The organism is Streptomyces sp. NPDC048523, from assembly GCF_043199815.1.
In the GTDB taxonomy this organism is placed as follows: domain Bacteria; phylum Actinomycetota; class Actinomycetes; order Streptomycetales; family Streptomycetaceae; genus Streptomyces.
This window is the reverse complement of the sequence record NZ_JBICWQ010000002.1, coordinates 1260674-1287542: the sequence shown is the minus strand read 5'-3', so window position 1 is coordinate 1287542 and position 26869 is coordinate 1260674. Positions and strand designations below refer to the sequence as shown.

General features: G+C 70.0%; 24 protein-coding genes, 2 tRNA genes and 1 pseudogene. 13 read left to right on the top strand and 14 right to left on the bottom strand.

Features of this window, described 5'->3' with window-relative positions; all coding sequences use genetic code 11:
- Nucleotides 1-10: 10 nt before the first annotated feature.
- Nucleotides 11-790, top strand: coding sequence for an HAD-IIA family hydrolase (locus ACGFWE_RS14870; protein ID WP_280851281.1), 780 nt, complete (start codon nt 11-13; stop codon nt 788-790).
- Between the two features lie 183 nt (nt 791-973).
- Here the strand turns inward: ACGFWE_RS14870 and ACGFWE_RS14865 are convergent, their stop codons facing one another.
- The gene (locus ACGFWE_RS14865) at nt 974-2686 is read right to left on the bottom strand and encodes an LPXTG cell wall anchor domain-containing protein (RefSeq protein WP_393600105.1); all 1713 of its coding nucleotides are present in this window, start codon (nt 2684-2686) and stop codon (nt 974-976) included.
- A 389-nt stretch (nt 2687-3075) separates the two neighbouring features.
- On the bottom strand, nt 3076-3984 hold the full coding sequence (locus tag ACGFWE_RS14860) for a MerR family transcriptional regulator (protein ID WP_393600104.1): 909 nt from the start codon (nt 3982-3984) through the stop codon (nt 3076-3078).
- Between the two features lie 151 nt (nt 3985-4135).
- Here ACGFWE_RS14860 and ACGFWE_RS14855 point away from each other — a divergent pair, with 151 nt between their 5' ends.
- Together ACGFWE_RS14855 and ACGFWE_RS14850 are read left to right on the top strand one after the other, a co-directional pair.
- On the top strand, nt 4136-4663 hold the full coding sequence (locus tag ACGFWE_RS14855) for a hypothetical protein (protein ID WP_393600103.1): 528 nt from the start codon (nt 4136-4138) through the stop codon (nt 4661-4663).
- A 3-nt stretch (nt 4664-4666) separates the two neighbouring features.
- Nucleotides 4667-5314, top strand: coding sequence for a class F sortase (locus ACGFWE_RS14850; protein WP_352391295.1), 648 nt, complete (start codon nt 4667-4669; stop codon nt 5312-5314).
- A 269-nt stretch (nt 5315-5583) separates the two neighbouring features.
- Here the strand turns inward: ACGFWE_RS14850 and ACGFWE_RS14845 are convergent, their stop codons facing one another.
- On the bottom strand, nt 5584-6363 hold the full coding sequence (locus ACGFWE_RS14845) for a GAF and ANTAR domain-containing protein (RefSeq protein WP_352391296.1): 780 nt from the start codon (nt 6361-6363) through the stop codon (nt 5584-5586).
- A gap of 162 nt (nt 6364-6525) precedes the next feature.
- Here ACGFWE_RS14845 and ACGFWE_RS14840 point away from each other — a divergent pair, with 162 nt between their 5' ends.
- Nucleotides 6526-7566, top strand: a complete 1041-nt coding sequence (locus ACGFWE_RS14840) for a glycoside hydrolase family 6 protein (protein WP_393600102.1) — start codon at nt 6526-6528, stop codon at nt 7564-7566.
- Nucleotides 7567-7619: 53 nt separating this feature from the next.
- Here the strand turns inward: ACGFWE_RS14840 and ACGFWE_RS14835 are convergent, their stop codons facing one another.
- From ACGFWE_RS14835 to ACGFWE_RS14825, 3 genes are all read right to left on the bottom strand, one after another.
- Nucleotides 7620-9557 carry a galactose oxidase-like domain-containing protein gene (locus tag ACGFWE_RS14835; RefSeq protein WP_393600101.1) on the bottom strand — a complete coding sequence of 646 codons (1938 nt, stop codon included), beginning with the start codon at nt 9555-9557 and terminating at the stop codon, nt 7620-7622.
- Nucleotides 9554-11551: a glycosyltransferase family 2 protein gene (locus ACGFWE_RS14830; protein ID WP_352391299.1), complete on the bottom strand. Its 1998-nt coding sequence runs from the start codon at nt 11549-11551 to the stop codon at nt 9554-9556. Before ACGFWE_RS14830 ends, ACGFWE_RS14835 begins: the two co-directional genes overlap by 4 nt.
- Nucleotides 11552-12001: 450 nt before the next feature.
- Nucleotides 12002-12075 (bottom strand) — tRNA-Lys (locus ACGFWE_RS14825).
- Nucleotides 12076-12229: 154 nt separating this feature from the next.
- Here ACGFWE_RS14825 and ACGFWE_RS14820 point away from each other — a divergent pair.
- From ACGFWE_RS14820 to ACGFWE_RS14800, 5 genes are all read left to right on the top strand, one after another.
- Nucleotides 12230-13573, top strand: a complete 1344-nt coding sequence (locus tag ACGFWE_RS14820) for a peptidoglycan-binding protein (protein WP_393600100.1) — start codon at nt 12230-12232, stop codon at nt 13571-13573.
- Between the two features lie 109 nt (nt 13574-13682).
- Complete coding sequence (locus ACGFWE_RS14815; protein ID WP_352391301.1) at nt 13683-14792, top strand: SPFH domain-containing protein; 1110 nt, start codon at nt 13683-13685, stop codon at nt 14790-14792.
- A 96-nt stretch (nt 14793-14888) separates the two neighbouring features.
- On the top strand, nt 14889-15494 hold the full coding sequence (locus ACGFWE_RS14810) for a lytic polysaccharide monooxygenase (RefSeq protein ID WP_393600099.1): 606 nt from the start codon (nt 14889-14891) through the stop codon (nt 15492-15494).
- Between the two features lie 85 nt (nt 15495-15579).
- Complete coding sequence (locus tag ACGFWE_RS14805; protein WP_352391302.1) at nt 15580-16014, top strand: hypothetical protein; 435 nt, start codon at nt 15580-15582, stop codon at nt 16012-16014.
- A gap of 40 nt (nt 16015-16054) precedes the next feature.
- Nucleotides 16055-17683 carry a long-chain-fatty-acid--CoA ligase gene (locus tag ACGFWE_RS14800; RefSeq protein WP_393600098.1) on the top strand — a complete coding sequence of 543 codons (1629 nt, stop codon included), beginning with the start codon at nt 16055-16057 and terminating at the stop codon, nt 17681-17683.
- A gap of 72 nt (nt 17684-17755) precedes the next feature.
- Here ACGFWE_RS14800 and ACGFWE_RS14795 read toward each other — a convergent pair.
- The 6 genes from ACGFWE_RS14795 to ehuB all read right to left on the bottom strand — a co-directional run bounded on the left by ACGFWE_RS14795 (nt 17756) and on the right by ehuB (nt 21960).
- Nucleotides 17756-17832: transfer RNA gene (locus ACGFWE_RS14795), tRNA-Lys, on the bottom strand.
- Nucleotides 17833-17933: 101 nt separating this feature from the next.
- Nucleotides 17934-18692: an IclR family transcriptional regulator C-terminal domain-containing protein gene (locus ACGFWE_RS14790; protein WP_352391304.1), complete on the bottom strand. Its 759-nt coding sequence runs from the start codon at nt 18690-18692 to the stop codon at nt 17934-17936.
- Nucleotides 18693-18913: 221 nt separating this feature from the next.
- Nucleotides 18914-19711: an ectoine/hydroxyectoine ABC transporter ATP-binding protein EhuA gene (gene ehuA, locus ACGFWE_RS14785; RefSeq protein WP_393600097.1), complete on the bottom strand. Its 798-nt coding sequence runs from the start codon at nt 19709-19711 to the stop codon at nt 18914-18916.
- Entirely contained in the window at nt 19701-20351 is a 651-nt protein-coding gene (gene ehuD, locus ACGFWE_RS14780; protein ID WP_393600096.1) for an ectoine/hydroxyectoine ABC transporter permease subunit EhuD, read from the bottom strand. Before ehuD ends, ehuA begins: the two co-directional genes overlap by 11 nt.
- Nucleotides 20348-21046, bottom strand: coding sequence for an ectoine/hydroxyectoine ABC transporter permease subunit EhuC (ehuC, locus tag ACGFWE_RS14775; protein ID WP_393600095.1), 699 nt, complete (start codon nt 21044-21046; stop codon nt 20348-20350). Before ehuC ends, ehuD begins: the two co-directional genes overlap by 4 nt.
- Nucleotides 21043-21960: an ectoine/hydroxyectoine ABC transporter substrate-binding protein EhuB gene (gene ehuB / locus ACGFWE_RS14770; protein WP_352391308.1), complete on the bottom strand. Its 918-nt coding sequence runs from the start codon at nt 21958-21960 to the stop codon at nt 21043-21045. The genes ehuC and ehuB overlap by 4 nt, the downstream gene beginning before the upstream one ends.
- A gap of 97 nt (nt 21961-22057) precedes the next feature.
- Here ehuB and ACGFWE_RS14765 point away from each other — a divergent pair, with 97 nt between their 5' ends.
- Together ACGFWE_RS14765 and ACGFWE_RS14760 are read left to right on the top strand one after the other, a co-directional pair.
- A complete protein-coding gene (locus ACGFWE_RS14765; RefSeq protein WP_352391309.1) occupies nt 22058-22552 on the top strand; it encodes a DUF3830 family protein in 495 nt (164 codons plus the stop codon).
- Nucleotides 22500-22763: pseudogene (locus ACGFWE_RS14760) on the top strand (DUF7019 family protein); the annotation flags it as partial. The gene ACGFWE_RS14765 and the pseudogene ACGFWE_RS14760, both read left to right, overlap by 53 nt.
- 19 nt (nt 22764-22782) lie before the next feature.
- Here ACGFWE_RS14760 and ACGFWE_RS14755 read toward each other — a convergent pair.
- Nucleotides 22783-24207: an amidase gene (locus ACGFWE_RS14755; protein WP_393600094.1), complete on the bottom strand. Its 1425-nt coding sequence runs from the start codon at nt 24205-24207 to the stop codon at nt 22783-22785.
- A 19-nt stretch (nt 24208-24226) separates the two neighbouring features.
- Nucleotides 24227-25174 (bottom strand): D-2-hydroxyacid dehydrogenase, encoded by a 948-nt coding sequence (locus ACGFWE_RS14750; protein ID WP_393600093.1) that lies wholly within the window; start codon nt 25172-25174, stop codon nt 24227-24229.
- 141 nt (nt 25175-25315) lie between these two features.
- Between ACGFWE_RS14750 and ACGFWE_RS14745 the strand changes: the two genes are divergently transcribed.
- On the top strand, nt 25316-26140 hold the full coding sequence (locus tag ACGFWE_RS14745) for an aspartate/glutamate racemase family protein (protein ID WP_352391312.1): 825 nt from the start codon (nt 25316-25318) through the stop codon (nt 26138-26140).
- On the top strand, nt 26137-26868 hold the full coding sequence (locus tag ACGFWE_RS14740) for a decarboxylase (protein ID WP_352391313.1): 732 nt from the start codon (nt 26137-26139) through the stop codon (nt 26866-26868). The genes ACGFWE_RS14745 and ACGFWE_RS14740 overlap by 4 nt, the downstream gene beginning before the upstream one ends.
- Nucleotide 26869: the final 1 nt, after the last annotated feature.

Sequence of the window (26869 nt, the reverse complement as noted above, 5' to 3'; positions counted from 1 at the left end):
GATCCCGCACATGGCAGACCGCAAGCCCATCGATTCGTGGCTCACCGACATGGACGGTGTGCTCATCCACGAGGGCGTACCGATCCCCGGCGCCGACGCCTTCCTCAAGAAGCTCCGGGAGTCCGGCAAGCCGTTCCTGGTGCTGACCAACAACTCCATCTACACCCCGCGCGACCTGCACGCCCGCCTGCGCCGCATGGGCCTGGACGTGCCGATCGAGAACATCTGGACCTCCGCCCTGGCCACCGCACAGTTCCTGGACGACCAGCGGCCCGAGGGGACGGCGTACGTCATCGGCGAGGCGGGTCTGACCACCGCCCTGCACGACATCGGCTACATCCTCACCGACCACGAGCCCGACTACGTCGTCCTCGGAGAGACCCGCACCTACTCCTTCGAGGCCATGACCAAGGCGGTCCGGCTCATCAACGACGGCGCCCGTTTCATCTGCACCAACCCCGACGAGACCGGCCCCTCCGCCGAGGGCGCACTGCCGGCCACCGGTGCCGTCGCCGCCCTGATCACCAAGGCGACAGGCAAGCAGCCGTACTTCGCGGGCAAGCCCAACCCGCTGATGATGCGCACCGGCCTCAACACCATCGGCGCGCACTCCGAGACCAGCGCGATGATCGGCGACCGCATGGACACCGACGTCCTGGCCGGCATGGAGGCCGGCATGCAGACCTTCCTGGTGCTCACCGGCCTGACCCGGCCCGAGCAGGTCGAGGCCTTCCCGTACCGGCCCTCCAAGGTCGTGGACTCGATCGCGGACCTCGTCGACCGGATCTGAGGTGTGAGTTCGAGGTCGTCGACCCGGCCGGGTGATCTTGTGGCTGGCCGGGCATGAAAGCGGGGCCTCTCTCTGCCGCTTGTTTGTTTTCTGACCGGCGACGCCGGCGCGAAGGCCGACGGCCCGGCGCGTACGCCACGGGTGGGTGGCGTTGCTGCCGGGCCGTCGGTCACTCACGCGGTCTCACTTCCCGTGCAAACCCCTGCGGCGACGTCCGCGAAGCACCAGCACGCCGCCGCCGGCGATGACCAGAAGGCCACCGAGGGCGCTGTACGTGACAGCGTTGCTCGCCCCGGTGGAAGCCAGGTCGCCGGACGTGCTGCTCGGGCTCGGCTGGCCGACGGGTGCGCCGATCCCCCCCTGCGCACGGGTGCCGGTCGTGCCGGGGGCCGAGACAACCGGCGTGACGGCGGTCGGCGTGGCGGCGGGCGTCGGCTTGTCAGCGCCGGCTGTCCCGGGCGCGGGCTTCAGCTGAAGAGTCGTGATCGAGTACGGCGGCAGCGTCTGCGCGACCGCCGTGCCCCGCTTCGCCGTCGTCAGGGCGGTGCCTCCCTTGGCATACGAAACGGTCGTGACCGCCCCTGCGGCCGGGGTGAATCCGGCGTACGAGAGCGACACCTGCGCCGCGTTCTGCGGGCTCTTGTTGGTCAGCATGACGTTCAGACCGCCGTTGCTGCTCCGCACCGCGTGCACAGCGACCGACGAGCTGCGCGAGGACGACTTGACCATGGTGTCGCCAGGCTTCGCCAGTGCGGTCAGTGAGCGGAGGCCCCAGTAGGTGGGGAAGGGCGTGTCGCGCCGCGGTTGACACTTCCCCCCGGCGCAGGTTCCGGCGGAGAGAATGCCCCCGTCCTGGTAGTCGGTCTGGCCGTTGACGGTGGTGGGTGCCTGGTCCGTGCCGTTGTGCAGGTTCCACCAGTCCACGTGGGTGGCGCCTTGCTCGAACCAGGTCATGTAGGTGTCCGGCGCGAACAGGGCTGCGGCCTGGCTGGTCAGGGCGGGTGAGAATGCGGCGTCGGTCTCGGTGACCGCGATCTCCACCGAAGCAGCGCGCGAGCCCGCGTACTTGGCGATCAGCGAGCGCAGCGAGGACCTCACACCGGCGATCCGGGAGGGGGTCTTCAGCAGGTCGGCCGTGGTTTTGCCGCCCGGATACCAGTGGACGATGACGAAGTCGATCGAGCGTCCCGCGATGGAGAGCACCGTGTTGTTCCAGTCGGCGGTGTCACCGGGAGCCTTTTCCGCGTCCGGCCAGAAGCCGGGGGTGGTGAGCACCGCTCCGATCTTCACCTTCGGGTCCACGGCCTTCATCGCCTTCGCGTAGGCGACCAGGTTCTTCCCGTACTCCTTCGGGCTCTTGTCGGCGTGCGTGTCGGTTTCCCAGCCCTTGCCGTTGCCGTAGTGCCCGTTGCCGTAGACCTCGTTGCCGATCTCCCAGTACTTCACGCCGTAACCTTTGTCGACGTTGGCGTACTTGACCCAGTCGGCGGCCTCCTGGGGGGTGCCGGAACCGTAGTTCGCGGTCAGGATCGGCTGGGCGCCGACCTTCTTCGCGGTGGCCATGAAGCTGTCGAAGTCGGTGTTGGGCACGATCCAGCCGCCGTTGCCCATGGTGTGGGTCTTCCAGTGGAAGTCGTCCGCGCCGGAGCCGCCGGGATAGCGAAGCTGCCGAACTCCCGCGGCCTTCATCAGCGATGTCACCTTGGCGTCCCCCATGCGGTCGTCGCCGACGCCCGTGTTGAGGCCGACACCACTGCTGGGCACCGTGCCCAAGGAGGTACCGGCATCCACGCTGATGCCGACGGTCGCCGCGGCGCCCGCGCTGGGCGCCAGGGCGCCGACACCGGCCGAGGCGGCGAGCACCGCCACCGCTCCCCCGACCAGATGCCGGCGCATCCGGCTACGGCGGGGCGTGCGCCCCCGAGGCATCGGCTGCTCGGCGGGTCTCGGGTCGTCTGATGACACGTAATGCTCCGATCAGGGTCTTAACGCAGAGGGCGTAGCGCCGCTGACCACGGCTCGCCCTCGTCGGTACACGCCTAAGTGGCCACTCGGAGCGGAAAGGTTGCCGTCTCAATCATTTTTCGCCGAAACGCGATCGCACCGTCTCACCCGGAGGCGGCGTACCGGTCCGGGGTCGGGATGGCGCGTGCCGTGTCCTGGGGCCGGCCTCCGGACCGCCGCCGCCGTTGCCGGACAGTCGCGGCCCGTGGGCGATCAGCTCGTCCCGGTCGAGCGGCACCGCAAGGTCGGCGGCCTGTCCCGTGCCCAGGTCGGGCACCGGGTCAGGTCTGATCCGCGGCGCGCAGCGCCCGCGCCAGCCATTCCAGCTCCTCGGTCGCGTCGGGCGACGCGTTCTGCCCCCGCACACGGGCGACGAGCCTGCGGTAGTGCTCCGCTCCCGCCTCGATCCCGGCCTCCAGGCTGCGCAGCACGGCGGCCCGATCGGCGTCACCGAACAGCTCGGACAGCACCTCGGCCGCTGCCGGCCCCTCGGGAGCAACCCCGCCTTTTCTGACCTCCGTGACGGTCTGCACGATCTGCCTGGCCCACCAGATGGACGCCCCGGGGGGACGGCTCTGCCCCGGTATGGGCGTGTTGAGCTCCATCCATGTGCGCAACCGGGCGCGGAACCCGGGGTCCCGAACCAATTCGGCCAGTTCGATCCAGGCGTCGACCTGCTCAGGTGTGGGGTCGTCGGGCAATTCGATGCTGAAGGCGCGCATGCGGTCGAGCAGGCGCGGGTCGTCGAGGCCGCCGAACACCTCCTCCTTGAACTCGTCGATGATCTGCTTGCGCTCGGCGGCGGAAAGCCGCGCCAAACGGTTCATCAGTGCTGTCTCCTCAACGGTCGAACCCCGTTTCGCCACGGTGGACAGGACGGCCCGGCTCACCTTGAGGGAGCGGATCTGCGCGTCGAGCGCGGCCACATGCGTGTCGGCGACCGCGGCGACCGTGGTGCGGCCGCTCAGGACACGGCACACGTCGTCGAGCCCGAGGCCCAGCTCCCGCAGGGTGCGGACCAGCTCGACGCGGGCCACGGACTCGGCGTCGTACAACCGGTAGCCGCCCGCGGAACGGCCCACAGGCGGCACCGCGCCCTCGTCCGACCAGAAGCGCAGGGTACGTACCGGAAGTCCGGTGCGGTGCGCGAGCCGGCCAATGGTGAGCACGTCGGGGCGTTCGTCGTCCATGAGGAGGATCCTGAACCCTCCGGCGGCTGGAGACTCAAGCGCAGCCCAAGACGCGAGGATCTGCGGCCTGACCCGAACGGAGCAACGCGGTGCCTCCCGGGGTGCGCGCCCCCGGCCCCCGGGAGACCCTCCAGACATCTGGAGGTTCACGATGCGTTCCCTACGCCTCACTCTCTGTACCGCGACCCTGGCTCTCGCCGCCTTCGCCCCGCCCGCGCAGGCCGCGGACGGCGGCAGCGTCTCGGTGACCCCGTCGATCCCGGCCGCCGGCGCCGACCTCACGCTGCGGGTGACCGGCTGCGCGGGGAGGACGGCCACCGCCGCCTCGGCCGCGTTCGTCGCCGACGCCCGGCTGACGGGGACCGGCGGCAGGCTCGCCGGTGAGACCCGTGTCCGCTCCTCGGCCGAGCCCGGCCCCTACGACGTGCGGATCACCTGCGCCGACCTCGAGGTGAAGGGCAGGATCACCGTCGCAACGGCGAAGGGCGGCGCCGCCCCGGCGTCCCCCGCCGCCCCCGTCGACGCAGGCGGCGGCTGGACCGCCACCCACCTGTCCTCCATGGCGCCCCAGGCCACCGGACCCGGCACCGGGCAGGCGGTGACGGGCCTGGTGCTCACCGGGGCCGCGGCGCTGGCCGTCGTGCTGCGCCGCAGCCGCCGGAGCCGCGGGACGGGCTGACCGGTGACGTGCCAACGGCTGCTGACCGGCGTGACCTGGGCGGTGCTGCTCCTCGGGCTGTGGCTGTGGGGCAGCGAGCTCACCGACGTACGGCACGGCAGGTCCGCGCCGGCCTTCGGTGACGTGGCCGCACTCGGGCGTCCCCCTGACGCCGTCGAACTGCCGCCCGCCGCACGGCCGTTGACGGGAGCGCGGCCCCTGCGCCTCGACGTCCCGGACCTCGGGGTGCAGGCGCCCGTGGTGGCCCGTGGCCTGGACGCCCGGGGCGCCCCCGACCCGCCGCCCTTCGGCCGGCCCGGCGTCGTCGGCTGGTACGCGGCCGGCGCGCAACCCGGGGCCGCCGGGACCGCGCTCATGGTGGGACACGTCGACACCGAGACCCGGCCCGCCGTCTTCCACCGGATCGGCGCCCTGGAACCGGGCGAGACGGTCCGGGTGATCCGCGACGACGGCAGGGTCGCCGAGTTCACCGTGGACGACGTGCGGGTCCTCGGCCGCGACCACTTCGACGCCCACCAGGCCTACGGCCCCCGCGTGCCGGGCCGCGCCGAACTGCGCCTGATCACCTGCGGCGGCACCTTCGACCGGACGAGCCGCAGCTACACGGCGAACGTGATCGTCTCGGCGTATCTGACGGGCACCGGCCTGTAGGACTCCCGCAGGCATCACCGGCCCGGTCGGCGACCCGCTCCCCCTGAAGTCGCCGACCGGGCCGGTCCTCGACCACGCGCGCACGGGTTGCGGGAGTAACCCGGCGGGCGCGGGAGGTCTGGAAGCTCGGTGGTGATGACTGCGGCCAGGGGCTGGGGCCGTCACTCATGAGAAGACTCTAGAACGGATGAGCGCCCGGGCCTAGAGGCTGGTTGACGCCAAGTCCCGTACTCGTGGCTCTCCGTCATCCACGCTGGTGGCCATGGGTTCTACGCGGGTCCGCCGGCGCCTGCGTCGATCTCCCGGAGCAGTTCGGCGTCGTCCGCGGCGCCCTCGATGACCGCGCCGGCCACCTGGTCCAGGGGCAGCCGGTGCCGTCGCGCGTACTGCCGTAGCGCCATGAACGCCTGGTCGGCGGCAACGCCCCAGCGCTCGGCGAGCATCCCCTTGGCCTGCTCGACGCGGACCCTGCTGGACAGGGCTTGCTGCAACTGACCGGACAGGGTGCGGTACCGGGCGTAGGTGTGACGGTTCTGCAGACCGAGGGCGGCGGCGTCGGCGAGAGCCTGGGCGACATGGAGATCGGAGGTGACGTCGTCGTCCGGACCGGTGCCGGGCAGTGTCGGCGCGAACACGTTGAGGGCGCCCAGCAGGTTCTCGCGGCAGCGCAGCGGGACCGCGAACGTGGTCACGATGTCGTGCCCGAGGGCCCGTTCGGTGAAGTCGGGCCAGCGGGCGGCCGCGTGGGCGACCCGTATGGAGACCGGAGGCACGGGTTTTCCCGAGCCGTAACTGTCCAGGCAGGGCCCGCCGCCGCGCTGCGCCTCCAGCAGATCGAGGGCCACCTGCTCGTGCCGGCTGCTGGCGGCCAGCGACACCGAACGGCCGCCGTCGATGAGCATCACCCCGGCCGCCCGCGCGTCCAGCAGCTCCACGCAGCGGTCGGAGACCTGTTGTAAGTACCGGGTGGCCTCGAAGTCCTCGGCCAGAGTGTCCGCCGCCTCCACCAGCGCCGAAGCCAGCCGGATCTCCCAGGTGGCGTTCCGCATCGCTGAGCACTCCCCTCGTCGACGAGCGCCCCCGTACGGCGCGCCCCTACCCCGACCTTCGGGGCTGTAACAGCTCCTGGACAAGGCTCCGGCGAGCTCGTGGGCCGCGCGACCGGTGTGTCACGATTGAGACTTGCCACGGTGCACCCAGGGGGGAATTGGATGTACGTCAGCAGGGGGGCCAGGAGGGCGGCCCGCGCACGGGCGTCCGCGGCGGTGCTGGGGGCGGCACTGCTGCTCGCCGCGTGTTCGTCGTCGGGGGAACCGGAGAAGGAGGGCGGGGGCGACAAGCCCGGTGCCGGGATCACCCAGCAGCCCAAGGAGGCCGACCCGTTCTGGGTCAACCCGGACAGCAACGCGGCCAAGCAGGTCGCGGCGTACGTGAAGAGCGGCAAGGACGACGAGGCCGAACAGATCCGCAAGATCGCCCAGCAGCCGACCGGCGAGTGGATCGGCACGGAGAACCCGGAGCAGGAGGCGCGCGGCTTCACCGAGGCCGCGGACCGGGCCGGCCGTACGGCCCTGCTCGTCCTCTACAACATCCCGCACCGCGACTGCGGTCAGTACTCCCAGGGCGGCGCCGCCGACGGCAACGCCTACCGGACCTGGATCGACGGCGTGGCCGCGGGCATCGGCGACCGGTCGGCGACCGTGATCCTCGAACCGGACGCCGTCCTGCACCTGGTCGACGGCTGCACCAAGGACGAGTTCCACGAGGAGCGCTACGACCTGCTCACCGGTGCCATCGAGAAGCTCGGCGCCCTGAAGGACACGAAGGTCTACCTCGACGCGGGCAACGCGGGCTGGGGCCACCCCGACCAGATCTTCGAATCCCTTAAGTGGGCCGGCATCGACAAGGCCGACGGCTTCTCGGTGAACGTCTCCAACTTCTACTCCACCGAGGACTCCATCGCCTACGGCAAGCAGCTCTCCGCCAAGGTCGGCGACAAACACTTCGTCATCGACACCAGCCGCAACGGCAACGGCCCCTACAAGGCCGGCGACGAGAACGAACGCTGGTGCAACCCACCGGGCAGGGCCCTGGGCGAGACCCCGACCATCAAGACGGCGGACCCGCTGGTGGACGCCTACCTGTGGGTCAAGCGCCCGGGCGAGTCGGACGGCGAGTGCAAGGGCGGCCCGAAGGCGGGCAAGTGGTGGCCGACCTACGCATTGAAACTGGCGCAGGCTTCAGGTACTTAGCCGGACAGAACGCTCCCGCACCCGAAAGCAAAGGTGCGGGAGCGTTTTTGGTACTACGGCACCCGAACCCACTGTGCCTTCGACGGCGTCCCCTGATCGTCATCGACGAACAGCATGTACCACCCCGACTGAACCAAGTTCTTGTTCCCCGGCACAGTCACCTTCACCTTGTCCCCGGACACCGTGAACTTCAGCTCGATCGACCGCTGATCCACATCCGTCACATGAGTCGACGCACTGGGCCGAATCAACCGCACCTTCTTGATCACAGAAGCCTGCGGAGACGTGAACGTCCCCGAAGCCCCCCGAGCGATCGTCTGCGGCCCCCCGGACAGCGACGGCCGAGAATCCCGGTACAGATACGGCGGCGTATAGATCTCGATCCGCTGCTCGAAGACACCCGGCTTCGTGTTCGCCTTGTCCCCGTACAGCGAGTCCGACCCGAAGAACATCACCCGCCCGTCCGGCAACAGCAGCGACCCGGAGTGGTAGTTGCGCCCCACCAACGGATCGGCCACCGACGTGAACGTGTTCGTGTCCGGGTGGTACAGCCGGGCCTGGAGGATGTTGGAGTCACCGCGCCCGCGATAGTCCTCCGACCCCCCGGACACCAGCACGCTGTCGTCGGGCAGGATCGACGCCTGCGGATACCGCGTCCCCTTCTCCAGCGTCGGCCCGTCCACGAACTTCGGGCTGTCCGCCTTCATGTCCACGATCCGCGTCCGGTTGCTGGACAGCGCGGACTCGCCGACCCCGCCGCCCCCGATCACCATGAACTTCTCGTCCTGCGCCGGCGGCAGCAGCACGGTCCCGGAGGTCTCCATCCTGTTGGCGTCGCTGAGCCCGGGGATCTTCGTGAACTTGTTGGTGTCCACGTCCCAGATGCCCGGCACCCGGCCCACGTTGTCCGGCCCGTACCCCGCGTTGGACCCCGAGTAGAAGACCTTGCCGTTCTGCAGGAGGAACAGCGCCGGATACGTCGGGAACTGGCGGACCGTCGGCAGGTACGTCCACTTCTTGGTCTTCGGGTCGAACACCTCGTTCTTGCCCGGCACCAGCTGCCCGATGTCGTCGAGCCCGGAGACACTGAGGACCTTCCCGTCGCTCAGGGTGGTGAGCGTCGGATACCAGCGGGCCTCCTTCATCGGGTCGACCTTGATGTACTTCTCCGCGACCGGATCGAACTCGAAGGCGTCCCGGATGCCCTGGAAGTCCTTCTTGTCGAGCGCGAGCTTCTGCGCGATGCCGTAGGTGTTACGGGCATCGGTCCCGGTCAGCCCCTGGATCCGGTAGTTGTCCTGGGTACCCGTCTCGTACTTGGCGCCGCTCTTCTGTGCCTCGACATAGATACGCCCCAGCCCGGGGTCGTTGCGCAGGAACTGCCCGGTCTGCTTGTCGAAGACCTTCGTGGCCCGCTCGACGACGACCGGGTCCCTCGACACGAACGTCCTGCCGTTCTCCTTGCCGGTGAACTTGGTCCCGGCCGGCAGGGTGATCGGCTGGTCCGGGTTCTCGTTGTGGACGATCATCAGGCCGCCGGCCTTGGTGACGTCACCCTTGAGCTTCTCGTACCGCTTGGTGCCGCCGGCGATCAGCAGATTGCCGTTCGCCAGCTGGGTGTGCCCCGTGCAGAACAGGTCCTTGGGTGTCGGCACCTTCTTGATGGTGCCCTTGACCGGGTCCCAGATCCGGGTGTCGAACCTCTTCGCGTCGAAGTTGTCCTGGTTGTTGCCCGAGCCCGCCACCAGCAGCACCTTCCCGGTGCGCAGCAGCGCCGCGTGGATGGTGTTCTGCCGGTACTCCTCGGGGAAATCGACGATCTCCCACTTGCCGTTCTCGGCTTTGTACTCGGGCTTGTTGATCTGGTACTGGTGGTATTTCGCCGTCCCGAAGCGGTACAGCCACGGGCCGTTCATCCCGGCCAGCGCGAGCACCACCGCCGTACCGATCGCGAGTCGACGGGCGCGGCGGCGGCCTGCACGGTCGTTCATTCCTTACGTCCCCCAAGTCCACCGAGGGCGATCTGCATGGTCTGGTCGTTGCCCTCGTCGTGCGTGTTCGAGTCGGCCCAGCTCGGCTTGCCCGCCGGTGCGTGCTGAGCGGGAGCGTGCTGAGCGGCCGGCAGCGGCTGCGGCTGGTACTGCTGGTGTGCCGGAACCTGGGCCGGAACCACCGTCTCCTGCGGTGCGGTGGCGGGCTTCTTCTTCGCCTGTCGCAGCATGTGCCGCCAGGTGAAGATCGGTGTCGCGGTGATCAGCATGGCGAAGGTCGCCCAGGTGATCATCGCGGGGTGGGAGTGCCCGAGGGCGACACCCGCACCGATCGAGCCACCGAAGATCGCGATGAAGTACCAGTGGTAGCGGAAGGTCGCGAACCACCGGTCGGGGCTGGCCGAGTCGCCCTTGGGCGTCACCACGAACTTGCTCTTGCGCCGCAGCAGCGAGTCGACCAGCGCCTTCGCGTACAGCGGGGCGGACAGTGCCGACATCACCATGCCGGCCACACCACCGGAGCCCTCCGGCTCGTGCGGGGAGACGTTGTGACGGCGGTTCCAGATGTACAGGCCGATCTGGAGCGCGGAGGCGTTGCCGTAGAGCATCAGCCACACGGTCGGGTCGATGTTCACACCCGAGGCGCCCAGGCCCAGGAACAGCGCGCAACTCAGGGCCGCGAGGATCCAGTTGAGGGCGGACATCGGGTAGAAGATGATCATCATCGTGTAGTTGAAGAGCTTGCTCGGCGGCAGCGAGTACCAGCCCTTCCAGTACTGCTTGAGGATCGTCTCGTACGTCCCGCGCGACCAGCGCATCTGCTGGGTGAAGAAGTCCGTCCAGGCGCTCGGGCCCTCGCCGACCGCGAGCACGTCCGGGGTGTAGACCGAGCGCCACTTCCTGCCGGTCGCCGGGTTCTTGGCGCGGTGGATCTCGAAGCCGGTGGCCATGTCCTCGGTGATCGAGTCGTACAGCCCGCCGATCTGCTTCAGCGTCTTGATCCGTACGGCGTTGGAGGTCCCCACGAACATCGGGGAGCCGTACTTGTTGCCGGCGCGCTGGATCAGCGCGTGGAAGAGGAACTGCTGGGACTCGGCGGCCTTGGTGACGAAGTTGTCGTAGTTGCCGTAGACCTGCGGGCCGATCACGAAGCCGACGTCCGGGTCGCGGAAGAAGCCGAGCATCCGCTCCAGGTAGTTGGGCAGCGGCACGTGGTCGGTGTCCACGGAGGCGAAGAAGTCGTACTGGTCGCCGTGCGCGTCCAGCCAGGCGTTGTAGTTGCCGTGCTTGGTCTTGGCGCGGTGCGGGCCCTTGGGCTGGTTCCACTTCTCGACGCCCTTGCGGGAGAAGTGGTGCACGCCGAGCCGGGCGCACACCTCCTTGACCTCCGGGTCGTCGCCCTCGTCCAGGAGCCAGACATGCATGAGGCCGCGGTGGCGGATCTTCACCGCGGCTTCGAGTGTCCGGGTCACCATCTCCAACGGCTCCTTGCCGGGCACGAAGGAGGTGAGGAAGGCCACTCTGGTGCCGGTCTCGGGCACCACCGGGATCGGGTCACGGGCGACCAGGGTCGCGTGCGCGTTGGACAGGACGTTCATGCAGCGGAAGAACTCGATCAGGCCGATCGAGACGAGCATGACGATGTCCAGGGCCGGCAGCCACGAGAAGGCCGGGTAGTCGCGCTCGGTCCAGTGCTCGGGCTGCAGCAGCCAGGCCAGCAGGACCAGCGAGAGCAGCGGGGCCGCGGCGAGCATCAGGGCGACCCGGATGCGGTGCGGCTCCTGCGAGATCAACGAGCGGTACTGCACCTTGTAGGGCTGGCCCGGGTCGGGCTGCGTGAGGGGACCGGCCAGTCTGCTGTAGTGCTCGTAGTCGTACTTCGGAAGTGTCTTCTTTATCCGGCGCAGTGTGCCGGTCCGATGCGAAGGCAGCCTGAGCTGAGTGGTGTCGGACGGGTCGAAATTCTGCCGGGCGCCCGTCGGCGTCGACGTCATGAGTCATCCCCCCACACGCGGACAGGCCGCGTGTCGTCGGTTCCTTACGGCTGAGCTGGTCCCCCTCGACCTTTTCAGACGTATCAGTGGTGGGCCGCAGTCACCACCGTCTTCACAGCATGAGACAGGTAACAGCGACCTTCCGGTTGCAGACGCCCCCTCCGGCATCATCGTCAGCGGCGGGGCCCCTTTCCCCGCAACACCGGCAACCGTCTCCTTGCCCCCCAACTGCCGCGTATACGCAGCATCTTGAAAACCAGGGTTCTACGGTGCTCATCATGATCGCAAGATGCGAAACACGGTGTTTACCGGTCATACGCGTTCATTGTGGCTCCTGTGGGTGCCATGCGGAGGTCGTTGCGGACATCCATACGGCCCCCGGACCGGTCCGGTTCACCCCCCTTTCACGCAGGAAGGCCCCCCGCCGGAGCGAGGGGCCTTCCATGTCGGTGCGCCGCCAGGGACTCGAACCCCGGACCCGCTGATTAAGAGTCAGCTGCTCTAACCAACTGAGCTAGCGGCGCCTGCTGACCTGCACAACTCTACCCGACGGGCGAGGGTGCTCCGGACTCGCCGTACATCATTCGGACCGTCAGCATGCGCGTGCGGGCGACAGTTGAGAAACTGACGAATGTGCACAGTTGCGGACATTTCAATCTGGAGTGTGAGGGGCGTCGCATGGAGACTCCGGTATTCGAGGAAATCGATCCCGCGAGCGACTGCGACTGCCCCGGATGCGCCCACTGGCGGCGCGTGCTCCCCCGCTCGACGGGCGGTGGCGGCCACCCCGCCGCCACCCGGGCCCTGATCCTCGCCGCCGCGGCCTCCACCGCCCTCGGCGTGGTTTACACGGCCCCGGCCTTCGCGGCCTCCCACGTCCCGGTACCTCCGGGGATCCCGGGGGTCGACGGGCCCGACACCCCCCAGGGACACAAGGCCCCGCTGCACGGCTCCGGCGGCCGGCCCGCCGCCGTCAAGGCGCCGACCACCACCCGCGCCGACATCATCCGTCGGGCCAAGAGCTGGGTCGCCGCGAGAGTGCCGTACAGCATGTCCGCCTACTGGAGCGACGGCTACCGGCAGGACTGCTCGGGCTTCGTGTCCATGGCCTGGAACCTGCCGGGCAACGAATGGACCGGCAGCCTGGGCCAGTACGGGATCAGGATCGCCAAGGACGACCTCCAGCCCGGAGACATCCTGCTCTTCCACAACCCGGACAACCCCGAGCAGGGCTCCCACGTCGTCATCTTCGGCGGCTGGACGGACTACACGCGCACCTACTACCTCGCGTACGAGGAGACCCGCCCGTACGCCCGGGGGCAGGCCACCCCGTACGCCTACTGGAGCAACTCGGACCGTTACGTCGCCTACCGCTACAAGGGGCTCGCGGGCGCCGCCGCGGGCGCCGAGCCGGACACCGCCAAGCCGCAGGCGCCGGACGTGACGCCCTACCCGGGGTCCGCCTACTTCGGTCCCGGGGCCAACAACAAGTACGTCACCCAGCTCGGCCGGATGCTCGTGAAGCGCGGCGCCGGGCGCTACTACACCTCCGGCCCCGGCCCGCGCTGGACGGACACGGACCGCAGGGCCACCCAGGCGTTCCAGCTGGCGCAGGGCTGGCGGGGCGGGGACGCGGACGGGCTGCCCGGGGCGCAGACCTGGAAGCTGCTGGTCACCGGCGGCGGCAAGGACATCGAGGCGGGCGGTGGGACGGGGACGGGGGCGGCGGGTCCGCCCGTATCCTCCTCGCCCTCCTCGCCTTCCTTGCCTTCCTCGCACGGGGTCCCCGGTTACCCCGGACGCGCGATGTTCCGGCCCGGCGCGACCAACATCTACGTCACCCAGCTCGGCGGACAGCTGGTGAAGAAAGGGTTCGGCAAGTACTACACGACCGGGCCGGGGCCGCGCTGGGGCGAGCCGGACCGGCGGGGCGTCGAGGCATTCCAGCGCGCCCAGGGCTGGCGGGGCGGCGCGGCGGACGGTTACCCGGGGCCGGAGACCTGGCGGCGGCTCTTCTCGTAATCACCGGCGCGTCATCGCCCGGCGCGCCCTCTTGTCATCACCTGGCCCGTCATCACCTGTCCCGTCATCACCCGTTGTGACGCATCTGGCGCGGAGGCTGGAGGCACTCATGAGCACGACCACTTCACACACGCCCGAGTCCGAGGGACCGTTCCGGTCCGCCCGGCTCATCCAGAACGAGGCGACCACCGAGATCCCGGTCCATCTGCTCTTCCGTGACGACCCCGACCCCGTCTCGGTACCGCTGAGACCCGCGGTGGTGGCTCGCCGGCAGGGCACCGGAGAACAGCCCCGCCTGCGCAGGTCCCACCAGGTCACGCCGCGACCCGCCCCCGACGTCGACCCGGAGCTGGCCGAGCGCCCCGCGCGGGTGCTGCCGGGCTCGGTGGGCGTCCTCGCCGGCGTCTGCGGGCTGGCCGGGTGCGCGGTCACCTCGTGGTGGGCCGGGATGCTGCCACCGCTCGCACTGAAGGCTCTCCGGCTGCCGGAGTTCGCGGGCGCGGGCCTCGGTCCGGCGCAGTGGGCGGCGTACGCCGGAGCCGGTGCCCTCGCCCTGTTCGGCTTCGGCGGTCTGGCCCGGGGCCGCACCGGACGCGCCTGGGTGCTCGGTCTGTTCGGCCGCTACCGGGGAACCGTCCGGCGCACCGGCCTGATGTGGGTCAACCCGCTGCTGCTGCGCCGCCGGGTCGACGTGCGGCTGCGGCACTGGCGCGGCGAGCCGATGCCGGCCGCCGACGCGAGCGGGGTCGGGCTGCGGGTCGTCGTCCTCGTGGTGTGGCGGGTGCGGGACACCGCGCGGGCCACGCTCGGCGTCGACGACCACGAGACGTACCTGCGTGAGTGCGTCGAGGCCGCACTCGCCCGGATCCCGGTGGAGGCGCCGGGCTCCGGACGCGGCTCGGTCGACGTTGCGGGGGAGGCACTGACCCGGCTGGTGGCCGCGGAGACCGCGCCCGTCGGCGTCGAGGTCTTCTCGGTCCAGCCGCTGCGCATCGAGTACGCCCCCGAGGTCGCCGCCGCGATGCACCGCCGCCGGATCGCCGCACTGGACGCCCAGCACCGGTCGAGCATGCTGACCTCGGTCGTGGACTCGGTGGAGGACACGGTGACCCGGCTGACCATGCGGGGCCTGGTGGAACTGGACGACTACGAACGCAAGGCGCTGGTGAAGGACTTGACGGTGGCGTTCTGCGCGGGGCGAACGGAACAGGGCGCGTAGTTGGTATGGACATGGTCAACGTGCGGTAATAATCTGGGACTTGGTCTAGACCTGCAAGCTCACTGAACTTCCCCCACGTTCTCCAGGAGCGGCAGCATGCGCAAAAAGACCAAGTGGTACGCCGCCGTGGTGGGCCTCGCCACCACCGGGGCCCTCGTGCTCTCCTCCGGCGGCGCCAGCGGCCACGGCTACACCGACCTCCCCATCAGCAGGCAGAAGCTCTGCCAGAACGGCACGGTGGCGAACTGCGGCCCGATCCAGTGGGAGCCGCAGAGCGTCGAGGGCCCGAAGGGCTTCCCGGCCTCAGGCCCTGCCGACGGGCAGATATGCAACGCAGGCCTGAGCCAGTTCAGCCAGCTCAGCGCACCGAAGACCCCGTCGGGCAGCGCCTGGCCGGCGACCAAGGTGACGGGCGGACAGAGCTACACCTTCCGCTGGCAGTTCACCGCCATGCACGCCACGACCGACTTCAAGTACTACGTCACGAAGGCGGGCTGGAACCAGAACCACAACCTGTCCCGCTCCGACCTCAACCTCACCCCGTTCCTGACCGTCCCCTACAACGGCCAGCGACCCCCCTCCACCCTCTCGCACAGCGGCACCCTGCCGTCCGGGCTCAGCGGACGGCATGTGATCGTCGCGGTGTGGACGATCGCCGACACGACGAACGCGTTCTACGCCTGCTCGGACGTCACGTTCTGAGCATCGCTTGAGACAGTCCGGGCTTCCCCCGGGGTAGGTTCCCCACACGATCACGCGATCGGTGCCTGACCTCGGGGGATCTGTCATGGACGCCTTCTTCTACGTCATTCCCGTCCAGATCATGGCCGTGGTCCTTTTGGCCGCGTACGTCGTGGTGCGGCGCTGGCTGCGGATGCGCAGCGCCTGGACGAGCGGGCTGACCGCCGAGGGGCGGTGCCTGCGGGTGTACGCGATGGCCCACGGGGGCGGCGACACGGGGGTGCGCACCGCGCTGCGCCATGTGTACGAATTCAGGGCCCGTGACGGCCGGGTCGTCCGTTTCGAGGAGGAAGGCGGTCCGGGGACGATACTCGAGGGCGACATCGTCACCGTCCACTACGCCGACGGCCCGGACGTCGTGGCGACGGCCCGCCCCGGCCGTGGCGGGCAAGGGTGCGTCGCCTGCGCGGTGCTCGCCATGGCCGGCGTGGTCGTGCTCGTCTGCGCGGTCGTCATGGTCGCCCTCACCGCGACGTCCTAGGCCTCCACATCTGACGGCCCGTCAATTACCGTACGCCTCCATGGACTCCAGGAGGCGTACGGTCGCGGAGCTCGTCGCCGGGCGGTGGGGTGACCACCGGCCCGGGCTGTGGTTCGAGGAGCGGGTGCTCACCCACCACGAGGTCGCCGCGGGCGCCGCCGCCCGGGCGGCACTGCTCACCGACCTGCTGCCGGGCGCCGGGGCCCACATCGGTGTACTGCTCGACAACACCCCCGAGTACCCGCTGTGGCTGGGCGCCGCCGCGCTCGCCCGGGTCGCCGTCGCCGGGGTCAACCCCACCCGGCGGGGCGCCGAACTGGCCCGTGACATCGTGCACACCGAGTGCCGTCTGCTGATCACCGAGGCGGCCCACCTGCCCTTGCTGCGGGGCCTCGACCTCCCCGGCGTCCGACTGCTGGTGACCGGCACCGAGGAGTACGACACCCTGCTCGCGCCCTACGCCGGCGCCGAACCGGATGCCTCCCGTGCCGCCCCCGACGACCGGCTGCTCCTCTACTTCACCTCCGGTTCGACCGGCGCCCCCAAGGCGGCACTGTGCTCCCAGGGCCGGCTGGCCGCGGCGGGGAGGTCTCTGGCCGACCAGTTCCGGCTCGGGCCCGACGGGGTGCACTACATCTGCATGCCGATGTTCCACGGCAACGCGGTGATCGCCGACTGGGTGCCCGCGCTGGCGACCGGGGCGGGGGTGGCGCTGAGGCGGCGGTTCTCGGCGTCGGGGTTCCTGGCGGACGTGCGTGCGTACGGGGCGACGTACTTCACCTATGTCGGCCGGGCGATCCAGTACGTCCTGGCCACCGAGGAGCGCACGGACGACCGGGACAACCCGCTGCGGCTCGGCTTCGGCACGGAGGCGGGGGCGGTGGACGCGGCGGCCTTCGAGCGGCGGTTCGGGGTGCGGCTGGTCGAGGGGTACGGGTCCTCCGAGGGCGGCGCGGCGATCCAGTGGGCGCCGGGGACTCCGCCGGGCGCGGTCGGGCGGGCGGGGCCCGGGCTCGTCGTACTCGACCAGGAGACGGGCCGGGAGTGCCCGACCGCACGGTTCGACGCGGCCGGGCGGCTGCTGAACGGGGACGAGGCGATAGGGGAGCTGGTGAACCGGGCCCCGAACCCCTTCGAGGGGTACTGGCGCAATCCGGCGGCGGAGGCCGAGCGTCGCCGGGGAGGCTGGTACTGGACCGGCGACCTCTTCTACCGGGACACCGACGGCTACCTCTACTTCGCGGGCCGCACCGACGACCGGCTCCGCGTGGACGGCGAGAACCTGGCCGCCGCGATGATCGAGAACATCCTCGCGCGCTACGAGGGGGCGGTGGCCGTCGCCGTGTACGCGGTGCCGGATCCGGTCACCGGGGACCAGGTGATGGCGACGATCGCGGGGACCTTCGATCCGCTGTCCTTCGCGGAGTTCCTGGAAGCCCAGCCCGATCTCGGCACGAAGATGGCGCCCCGGTTCGTGCGGGTGGTGGAGCGGATGCCGGTCACCGCCACGAACAAGATCCACCGAGCGCTGCTCAGGAAAGAGGGCGTGCGGTGCGCGGACCCGGTGTGGTGGCGGCCGCCGGGGACGCGGACGTACCAGCGACTGGATCACGCGGAAGGGCCCCTCGCCCGGGTGCGCCGCCAGGGACTCGAACCCCGGACCCGCTGATGCGACTCCCAGACCCCCGGCCGACCCTGGGAAACGCCGAAGGGCCCCTCGCTCCCACGAGAGGCCCTTCATTGGTGCGCCGCCAGGGACTCGAACCCCGGACCCGCTGATTAAGAGTCAGCTGCTCTAACCAACTGAGCTAGCGGCGCATGACCCTCGCCGTCCGCCTCTCGGCGGCTGGCGACGAGAAAATACTACCCGGTCCCCAGGGGTGCTCATGACCACCGACCGACCACCTCCTGCCCCGCTCCTAGATCGCCAGGGACAGGAGGACCGGTGCCGCCCCCCTGTTCAGTCGGTCCGTCGCCTGGCGCAGGCGATGTGCCTGGTCGAGCGGCAGGGACAGCGCGAGGCATCCCACCGACGACCCCGCCGTGATCGGCACCGCCGCGCACACCGTGCCCACCGCGTACTCCTGGAGGTCGAGGTGGGGGACCGTCGGCGGCTGGGCCTCCAGGCGGGAGAGGAGCAGCTTGTCGCTGGTGATGGTCCGCGAGGTGAGCCGGGTCATGCGGTGCCGGGAGAGATGGTCGCGGCGGCCGTTGTGGTCGAGCTGGCTGAGCAGGCTCTTGCCGAGGGCGGTGGCGTGGGCCGAGGAGCGGAAGTCCACCCACTCGTTGACCGCCGGGGTCGCGGGACCGTCGGCGTACTGGGAGATGGTGACCTCGCCGTCGACGTACCGGCTGATGTAGACGGCCGCGCCGATCGCGTCGCGCAGTTCGTCGAGGGTGCGCTGGAGTTTGTCGCGCACGGCCTGGTCGCGTTCGTGGGTGGAGCTGAGCCTGGTCAGGGCCTCGCCCGTCACATACGCGCCGTCGGCGACCTGCTCGACGTATCCCTCGCGGCGCAGCATCCTCAGGAGCGCGGTCAGTCGCTCCGGGGCGAGGCCGGTGGTTCGGGCGAGTTCGGTGTCGGTGACTCCGGTGGTGTGCCGTGCCACGGTCTCCAGGACGCGCAGTGCGTCCTGGGCGGAGTGGTACGGCGCGGTCGGTTCGTGCTTCAGCGCCACGGTGTTCCCCCTGCGCTCGCTCGGTCGCACTACTACTGGGCCGTAATCCAGACAGCGATCCCTTCCACGATAACCGGCAAAAGGCTTGTAGTGAGCGGCGGTTGACGAGATTCCGTCCCCGGGTCGGGCCCTCTCAGCAGGGGCGCTGGCACACTGGCATATGCCAGTGACATGACCCGGGTCCGGGACCTCGAAGGTTGAACTCTGTTCACCTCTTGGAGTCAGAGAACCGCGCTCAGAAATTCCCGCGTGCGGTCCCGCTCGGGGTCGCTGAAGATCTTCTCCGGTGTGCCCGACTCGATGATGCGGCCCGAGTCGAACATCAGGACCTGGTCGGAGATGTCCCGGGCGAAGTTCATCTCGTGGGTCACACAGAGCATCGTGATGTCGGTGGTGCGGGCGATGTCCCGCAGCACGTCGAGGACCCCGGCGACGAGCTCCGGGTCGAGCGCCGAGGTCACCTCGTCGAGCAGCAGGACCTGCGGCCGCATGGCCAGCGCCCGCGCGATCGCCACCCGCTGCTGCTGTCCGCCGGACAGCTGCGTCGGCCGGGCCCCGGCCTTGTCGGCGAGCCCCACCAGGTCGAGCAGTTCACGCGCGCGTGCCTCCGCCTCGTCCTTGGACAGGCCGAGCACGGTGACGGGCGCCTCGGTGATGTTGCGCAGGACCGTCATGTTCGGGAACAGGTTGAACTGCTGGAAGACCATCCCGATCTTCTTGCGCACCTCGCGCAGCTGCTTCTCCGGCGCCGGGAACAGCTTCTCCCCGCCCACCGTGACCGTGCCCTCGTCGGGCTTGGTCAGCGTCATCAGCATCCGCAGGATCGTGGTCTTGCCGGACCCGGAGGGCCCGATCAGCGTCACGTGCTTGCCGGAGTCCACGGAGAAGTTCAGCCGGTCCAGGACCGTGTTCGACCCGAAGCGCTTGGTCACGTCCTCGAAGCGGATCAGCTCACTGCCGTCGACCGGCGGGTTGGTGTTCACGTCGGGTTCTGCCGTCAAAGGGGTGTCAGCGGACAAGACGTCGCTCCAGGGATCGCAGAAGAAGGGAGGCCAGATACGAGATGACGATGAAGGCCACGCCGATCACGGTCAGCGGCTCGGTGAACTGGAAGTGCTCCTGGGCGAACAGCCGCGCCTGGCCGAGCATCTCCAGCACCGTGATGACCATCAGCATCGGTGTGTCCTTGAGCATCGAGATCACGTAGTTGCCGAGGGCCGGCACGACCCGGCGGATCGCCTGCGGCAGGATCACCACCTGCCAGGTCCTGATCCGCGGCAGGTTCAGCGCCGTCGCCGCCTCCCACTGGCCGGCCGGCACCGCCTCGATGCCGGCCCGGTAGACCTGCATGGTGTACGTCGAGTAGTGCAGCCCGATCCCGATGACACCGGTGGCCAGCGCCGAGAGGGTCACACCCCACTCGGGCAGCACGTAGAAGAGGAAGAACAGCTGGACCAGCAGCGGGGTGTTGCGCACGAACTCCGTGACCACCCCGACCGGCCAGCGCACGAACCGTGAGGGCGCGCGCATCAGCAGCGCCCACACCAGGCCGAGCGCGAAGGAGATCAGCGAGCCGAGCGCGAGGGCCTGCAGGGTGACCAGCAGACCGTCCCAGAACTGCGGCATGAAGTCGCTCACGGCACTCCAGTCCCAGGTCATCCGACACCACCTCCGACGGGCTGGGGCACCTGCACCTCACGCACGGGTTCCTTGCCGACCCCCGCCTTGAGCTTCTTCTCCAGGCCCCGCATCAGCCGGGTGAGCAGGAAGGCGATCACGAAGTAGATGAGCAGCAGATACGTGTAGATCCCGGCGCTCTCCTGGAGCGCGAGCCGCACCAGATTGCCGCTGAAGGCCAGGTCGCCCATGCCCATCACGGACACCAGCGCGGTGCCCTTGAGCAGCTCGATCAGCAGGTTGGAGAACGGCGGGATCATCTCCGGCACCGCCTGCGGCAGCAGGATCAGCCGCATCCGCTGCCAGGGGGTGAAGCTCAGCGCGATCCCGCCCTCCTGCTGGGCCGGGTCGACCGCCTTGAGCGCCCCGCGCACGATCTCGGAGCCGTACGCACCGTAGGTCAGTCCGAGCGCGAGCGTGCCCGCCCACATCGGCACCAGCTGCCAGCCGAAGGCCGGGGGCAGCACGAAGAACACCCAGAAGATCATCACCAGCGCCGAGGTCCCGCGGAACACCTCGGTGTAGAAGCCCGCGAGAAAGCGGACGATCCACAGCCGGTGGGTGCGCGCGACGCCGACCACGAAGGACACGGCGGCGGCGAGCAGGGAGCTGAACACCAGCAGCTGGACGGTCGTCCAGATGCCCTTGAGGACGAGTTCCCACAGTCCCGAGGTCATACGGCACCTCCTCCCGCGCACAGCTCCTTCGCGGTGAGGTTCGTCATCTCCGTCTCGGTGAACCCGAAGCGCTTCAGGATCCGGAGCACCTCCCCGCTCTTCTTCAGCGCGCGCAGCTCGACGTTGAAGGCGTCCCGCAGATTCGTCTCGGTCGGCCGGAAGGCGAACGCGCCGCCGTCAATGTGCGGTTTGCCGTCCACGATCGCGGAGAACGGCTTCGTCGCCTCGGCCTTGCGGGACTTCCTCACCACGGCACGGGTGGTGACCGCGGTGCCGGCGAACACGTCGACCCGCCCCGCCTCCACGGCGTTCAGGCCTGCCACCTGGTCGGGGACCAGCAGGATGTCGCTCCTCCGGTACCCCGCCTCGACGACATACCCGATCTGCGCGTTCCCGGTCGAGGTGCAGAACCTCGCCTTCTTCCGCACGACGTCCTCGTAGTTGTGCAGGCCCAGCGGATTCCCCTTCTTCACGACGAAGGAGTCCTGGATCTGATAGTCGGGGTCGGCGAAGATGACTTGTTCGCAGCGCTCGGGTGTCACATACATCCCGGCGGCCACGACATCGAACTGCTGCGACTTCAGCCCCGGGATGAGTGAGCCGAAGTCCGTCGGCACGGGCTGCACCCTGTCCACCCCGAGCCGCTTGAAGATGGCCGACGCCAATTCGGGTGCCTCGCCCGTCAGTTCGCCGTTCCTGTCGATATATCCGAAGGGGATCTCACCGGCGATTCCCAGCCGAACGACACCGGCCGCCCTCAGCCGGTCGAGGAGGTCGCCGCCTCCCTCGGTCGAAGCGGTGGCCACGCGTGAGCAGCCGGCCGCGCCCAGCGCACCGAGCGCCGCCACCCCCGCGAGCAGCGATCGGCGGGAGGTCCCGGATATGTGTTCGCCGTGTTCCAGTGGTGGAGCCATGGCGGCGCGGCTACCCGACCGGATGTGACTTATGCGGCTCGATTCGAGCCCCGTTTCACGCGAAGGCGCTCTTGACCGGCGGGGGACCATGGAATGCATGGCTGACCGCTATATCGAAGTCTCGCTGGTCGAGCGGGAGATCACCGCGACGGCAAAGCTCCTCGACGACCGGGCGCCGATCACCTGCGCGGCCGTATGGGACGCCCTCCCGCTCGCCGGTGACGTCTATCACGCCAAGTACGCGCGCAACGAGATCTACGCCCTTTTCCCGCCCTTCGCGGAATCGGAACCGCCCCTGGAAAATCCGACAGTTACCCCGATTCCCGGAGATCTCTGCTATTTCTCCTTCGCGGGTACGCAGCTGGGCACCGCGTCCCACGGTTACGACCGCGAGGTGCGCGCGGACACGACACTGGTGGACCTGGCCCTGTTCTACGAACGCAACAACCTGCTCCTGAACGGCGATGTGGGCTGGGTGCCGGGGATCGTCTGGGGCCAGGTGGTGGAGGGGCTGGACGCCCTCGCCGAGGGCTGCAACGATCTCTGGCGATCGGGCGCACTCGGCGAGAGTCTCCGCTTTTGCCGGGCGTAGCGACGGCCCGGGCGCCGGACGGGAGCGGTTCCTGACCTGCGGTCCTTCGCCACGTCGTTCGAGGCGAGCCGCACCGACGAGATCGGGGGATCGCCGACTCCCCGTCCAGTGGGGGCCGTTGGCCGACTGCGGCCGCGACGACAGTTCGACGGTGTTCTTCGGCGGCCTGGACGGACGTACCGTGATCGGCCTGGGCGGCTCCGCGACCCATCTCACGGGTCCTGCCGGGCTCACCCCTGTACGTGGCCCTCGTGGGCTGAGACGGGCGGCGCGATCCCCGCGGCCCCCGCCTCGTACAGCGCGTGCGCCGCCCGCAGTACCAGGTCGTCCCGGTGCCGGGCCGCCACGATCTGGAGTCCCACCGGCAGTCCGTCGCCGTCCGTGCCGACGGGCACGCTCGCCGCCGGCTGCTGCGTCATGTTGAAGGGGTACGTGAACGGCGTCCACCCCGTCCAGCGGCGATGCCCCGAGCCTTTGGGGACCTCCGTGCCCGCCTCGAACGCCGTGATCGGCAGGGCCGGGGTCACCAGCAGATCGTAGGAGTCGTGGAAGCGGCCCATCCGTCGCCCGAGTTCCATCCGCACGTCCACCGCGGCGAGATAGTCGAGCGCGCTCATGCCCGCCCCGAGCTCGCGGATCTCCCGGAGCCCCGGGTCCAGCAACTCCCGCTGACGCGGCCCGAGATGCTGGGTCACCCGGGCCGCCCCGCTGAACCACAGGGTGTGGAAGGCGTCCACCGGGTCGGCGAAGTCGGGGTCGGTCTCGGTGACGTACGCGCCGAGTCCGGCGAGGCGTTCCACGGCCCGGCGGACCGCGGCCGCGACGCCGGGCTGTACCGCCACCTGGCCGCCGAGGGAGGGGGAGTACGCGACCCGCAGACCCCGTACCCCGCCCGACAGGGCCGCCGTGTACGGTCCGGCCGCCGGACCCAGCGCCGACCAGTCACGGGAGTCCGGCACCCCGATGACGTCGAGGAGCAGCGCGGCGTCGGCCGCGTCACGGGTCATCGGGCCGACGTGGGCGAGGGTGCCGAAGGCGCTCGCCGGGTACAGCGGCACCCGGCCGTACGTCGGCTTGAGGCCGAAGACCCCGCAGAACGCGGCCGGGATGCGGACACTGCCCCCGCCGTCCGTGCCGAGCGCGAGCGGCCCCGCACCGAGCGCCACGGCCGCCGCGGCACCCCCGCTGGAGCCGCCCGCGGTGCGTGACGGGTCGTGGGGATTGCGGGTCACGCCCGTCAGCGGCGAGTCCGTGACGCCCTTCCAGCCGAACTCCGGGGTGGTCGTCCTGCCGAGGAACACGGCGCCCTGCTCGCGCAGTCTGGCGACGGACGGCGCGTCCTCGTCCCAACTGCCGCTCTCCGAGATGGTCCTGGAGCCCTTCAGCGTCGGGACGCCGCGCATCAGCAGGATGTCCTTCACCGTGACCGGGACGCCGTCCACCGCGCCGGACGGCTCCCCGCGCCGCCAGCGTTCCGCCGACGCGCGGGCCTGCGCCAGGGCCTCCTCGCCGGTCACGCGTACGAACGCGTTCACCTCCGGCTGGATCAGCTCGGCCCGGTCGAGCGCCGCCCGGGTCGCCTCCACGGGGCTGAACTCGCCCTTGCGGTAGCCCTCGACGAGTTGTACGGCGGTCAGTTCGGTGAGGTCCTGCATGTGCCCCTCCGCTCGACGTTCAGTGCCCCGGCACGTACCCGCGTTGCTTGTCGACCACGTTGGTGAGTGATCTGCCCGCCTCCCAGCGGTCGTACATCTCCACGAACTGCGCGCCGAGTTCATCGCGCCAGCCGACGGTGTCACCGCTCATGTGCGGGGACACGATCAGGCCCGGCACCCGCCACAACGGGCTCTCCGGCGGCAGGGGTTCGGTGGCGAAGACGTCGAGGGCGGCCCCGGCGATCCACCGCTTGGTGAGCGCCTCCACCAGGGCGTCCTCCACGACGAGTTGGCCCCGCCCGATGTTGATGAACCGGGCCGAGGGCTGCATCATCCCGAAGCGGCGGGCGTCGAACATGCCGTGCGTCTCCGCGGTGAGCGGGGCGGCGGCGATCACCCAGTCGGCGCGGGCCATCAGCCGGTCGAGGTCGTCGGGGCCGTGGATCCCGGTACGGGAACGGCGGCCGACCAGGGCGGTGGTGACGCCGAGCGCCTTGAGGGTGGCGACGATCGCCCGCCCGATGGGCCCGGAACCCACCACGCACGCGCGTGTGCCGGCCACCCGCTGGGACTCCCGGTGCCGCCACACGCCCTCCCGCTGGAGCTCGAGGGTCCGGGGCAGGTCCTTGGCCATCGTGAGGACCAGCGCGGCGACGTACTCGGCGATCGGCCGGTCGAAGACACCGCGCGCGTTGGTCACCCTCGTGTCGGAGGCGACGAGTTCGGGGCACATCAGGTGGTCCACGCCCGCGCTCGCCGTGTGCACCCAGCGCGGCCGGGGCCCCTCGCCCGGCCAGGCGTCGCGCACCGCGGTCGAGGTGAAGTCCCACACCAGCAGCACGTCGGCGAACGGCAGCCGCTCGGCGAGCGTGGACGCGTCCGCGTGCACGATCCGGGCCCGGCCGGTGAGGCTGCCGAGCCTCGGCGGGGGATCGGCGTCCAGGACCAGAAGGGTGGGGACGGACATCCAGGCACCGTTTCTCCGGGGACGGCCCAGTGTCTGACGTGGGCGGATTGACCACGCTCGCACCCGAACCTACCTTCGTCAACACAGGCGTTGTGCACGTTCCGCTGTCCTTCCGTCTCTCACCGTGAGGCCGGTTCTGCCATGGACGTTTCCTTTCTGGGTGGTCCACGCCCGCAACGCGGTGTCGGTGTCGTCGCCCCCTTCGACTTCGCGCTCGACCGCGAGCTGTGGCGCTGGGTCCCCGACGGGATCTCGCTCCATCTGACCCGCACCCCGTACGTCCCCGTCGAGGTCGGCCTCGACCTGGCCCGCCTGGTCAGCGAGCACGAGACCCTGCACGAGGCCGTGCGCACGCTCAACGCCATCGCCCCCGAGGTCGTCGCCTACGCCTGCACCTCGGGCAGCTTCGTCGGCGGGATCGCCGGGGAGCGGGCCATGTGCGCGGCCATGACCGGGGCGGGCGCGGTCCCGTCCCTGACCACGTCCGGAGCCCTCCTGGACGCCCTCGCCGAACTCGGGGTGAGCCGGGTGGCACTGGTGACGCCGTACACGGTGTCGGTGACCAGGTCGCTGGAGGAGTACGTGGCCGAGGCGGGCGTCCAGGTCACCGGGTGCGCCTACATGGGCCTGACCCGGCACATCTGGAAGGTGCCCTACCGCCAGGTCTCCGAGATGGCCCACCGGGCCGTACGGGCCGACGCCCAGGCGCTGTTCATCAGCTGCACCAACCTGCCGACGTACGACGTCGTCCCGCAACTGGAGGCGGAACTGCGCATACCGGTGATCTCGGCCAACCAGGTGACCATGTGGGCGGCGTTGCGCCGACTGGGTACCCGAGCCGTGGGACCGTACCAGGCGCTGATCGACCCGGCGGCGAGGACGGGGCCCGCGCGCCCGGAGATTCCGGGTCTGCCGGAAGTCCGGGGCCTGCCGGACGAAGAACAGCAGCAGGAAGGCTGGACATGACCGCACTCGGATTCCTCTACCCGGGCCATGCCGCAGAGGACGACTATCCGCGCATCGAACAGCTCCTGGGCAGTGACATCCGCCTGGACGTGGTCCACACCGACATCGGCACGGACGCCCACCGAGTGGACGCCCTCCTGGAGATGGGCACCGCCGAGCGGCTCGCCGCGGGTGTGGAGGAACTTCGCATGTCGGGTTCCGAGTCCGTCGTCTGGGCCTGCACCAGCGGCAGTTTCGTGCACGGCTGGGAGGGTGCCCAGGAGCAGGTCCGCACCCTGGCCCGCACGGCCGGCATGGCCGCCTCCTCCACCTCGTTCGCCTTCGTGCACGCGGCACAGGAGATCGAGGCCGGGCGGGTGGCGGTCGCGGCGACCTACCCGGACGACGTGGCGGGCCTGTTCGCCGAGTTCCTGCGGGCGGGCGGCGTCGAGGTCCTCCAGGTCCACGGCGCCGGGATCATCACCGCCGCGGAGGTCGGCACCTGGGGTGAGGAGGAGATCTTCGCGCTGGCCCGGGAGGCCGACTCCCCGGACGCCGAGGCGGTCCTCCTCCCGGACACCGCCCTCCACACGGCCACCCACATCCCGGCCCTGGAGAAGGAGCTGGGCAAGCCGGTCCTCACCGCGAACCAGGTCACCGTCTGGGAGGCCCTGAGGCTGACGGACCGCCGGGTGAACGCGCCGGCGATGGGGACGCTGTTCACGAGGGAGCCGATCGTCCAGGTGTGAC

What these genes read in the sequence shown, in the direction of transcription:
- ACGFWE_RS14870 (WP_280851281.1), top strand. Translation starts at nt 11, where the DNA reads ATGGCAGACCGCAAGCCCATCGATTCGTGGCTCACCGACATGGACGGT.
- ACGFWE_RS14865 (WP_393600105.1), bottom strand. Translation starts at nt 2,686, where the DNA reads ATGCGCCGGCATCTGGTCGGGGGAGCGGTGGCGGTGCTCGCCGCCTCG.
- ACGFWE_RS14860 (WP_393600104.1), bottom strand. Translation starts at nt 3,984, where the DNA reads ATGGACGACGAACGCCCCGACGTGCTCACCATTGGCCGGCTCGCGCAC.
- ACGFWE_RS14855 (WP_393600103.1), top strand. Translation starts at nt 4,136, where the DNA reads ATGCGTTCCCTACGCCTCACTCTCTGTACCGCGACCCTGGCTCTCGCC.
- ACGFWE_RS14845 (WP_352391296.1), bottom strand. Translation starts at nt 6,363, where the DNA reads ATGCGGAACGCCACCTGGGAGATCCGGCTGGCTTCGGCGCTGGTGGAG.
- ACGFWE_RS14840 (WP_393600102.1), top strand. Translation starts at nt 6,526, where the DNA reads ATGTACGTCAGCAGGGGGGCCAGGAGGGCGGCCCGCGCACGGGCGTCC.
- ACGFWE_RS14835 (WP_393600101.1), bottom strand. Translation starts at nt 9,557, where the DNA reads ATGAACGACCGTGCAGGCCGCCGCCGCGCCCGTCGACTCGCGATCGGT.
- ACGFWE_RS14830 (WP_352391299.1), bottom strand. Translation starts at nt 11,551, where the DNA reads ATGACGTCGACGCCGACGGGCGCCCGGCAGAATTTCGACCCGTCCGAC.
- ACGFWE_RS14820 (WP_393600100.1), top strand. Translation starts at nt 12,230, where the DNA reads ATGGAGACTCCGGTATTCGAGGAAATCGATCCCGCGAGCGACTGCGAC.
- ACGFWE_RS14815 (WP_352391301.1), top strand. Translation starts at nt 13,683, where the DNA reads ATGAGCACGACCACTTCACACACGCCCGAGTCCGAGGGACCGTTCCGG.
- ACGFWE_RS14810 (WP_393600099.1), top strand. Translation starts at nt 14,889, where the DNA reads ATGCGCAAAAAGACCAAGTGGTACGCCGCCGTGGTGGGCCTCGCCACC.
- ACGFWE_RS14805 (WP_352391302.1), top strand. Translation starts at nt 15,580, where the DNA reads ATGGACGCCTTCTTCTACGTCATTCCCGTCCAGATCATGGCCGTGGTC.
- ACGFWE_RS14800 (WP_393600098.1), top strand. Translation starts at nt 16,055, where the DNA reads ATGGACTCCAGGAGGCGTACGGTCGCGGAGCTCGTCGCCGGGCGGTGG.
- ehuD (WP_393600096.1), bottom strand. Translation starts at nt 20,351, where the DNA reads ATGACCTGGGACTGGAGTGCCGTGAGCGACTTCATGCCGCAGTTCTGG.
- ehuC (WP_393600095.1), bottom strand. Translation starts at nt 21,046, where the DNA reads ATGACCTCGGGACTGTGGGAACTCGTCCTCAAGGGCATCTGGACGACC.
- ehuB (WP_352391308.1), bottom strand. Translation starts at nt 21,960, where the DNA reads ATGGCTCCACCACTGGAACACGGCGAACACATATCCGGGACCTCCCGC.
- ACGFWE_RS14765 (WP_352391309.1), top strand. Translation starts at nt 22,058, where the DNA reads ATGGCTGACCGCTATATCGAAGTCTCGCTGGTCGAGCGGGAGATCACC.
- ACGFWE_RS14755 (WP_393600094.1), bottom strand. Translation starts at nt 24,207, where the DNA reads ATGCAGGACCTCACCGAACTGACCGCCGTACAACTCGTCGAGGGCTAC.
- ACGFWE_RS14750 (WP_393600093.1), bottom strand. Translation starts at nt 25,174, where the DNA reads ATGTCCGTCCCCACCCTTCTGGTCCTGGACGCCGATCCCCCGCCGAGG.
- ACGFWE_RS14745 (WP_352391312.1), top strand. Translation starts at nt 25,316, where the DNA reads ATGGACGTTTCCTTTCTGGGTGGTCCACGCCCGCAACGCGGTGTCGGT.
- ACGFWE_RS14740 (WP_352391313.1), top strand. Translation starts at nt 26,137, where the DNA reads ATGACCGCACTCGGATTCCTCTACCCGGGCCATGCCGCAGAGGACGAC.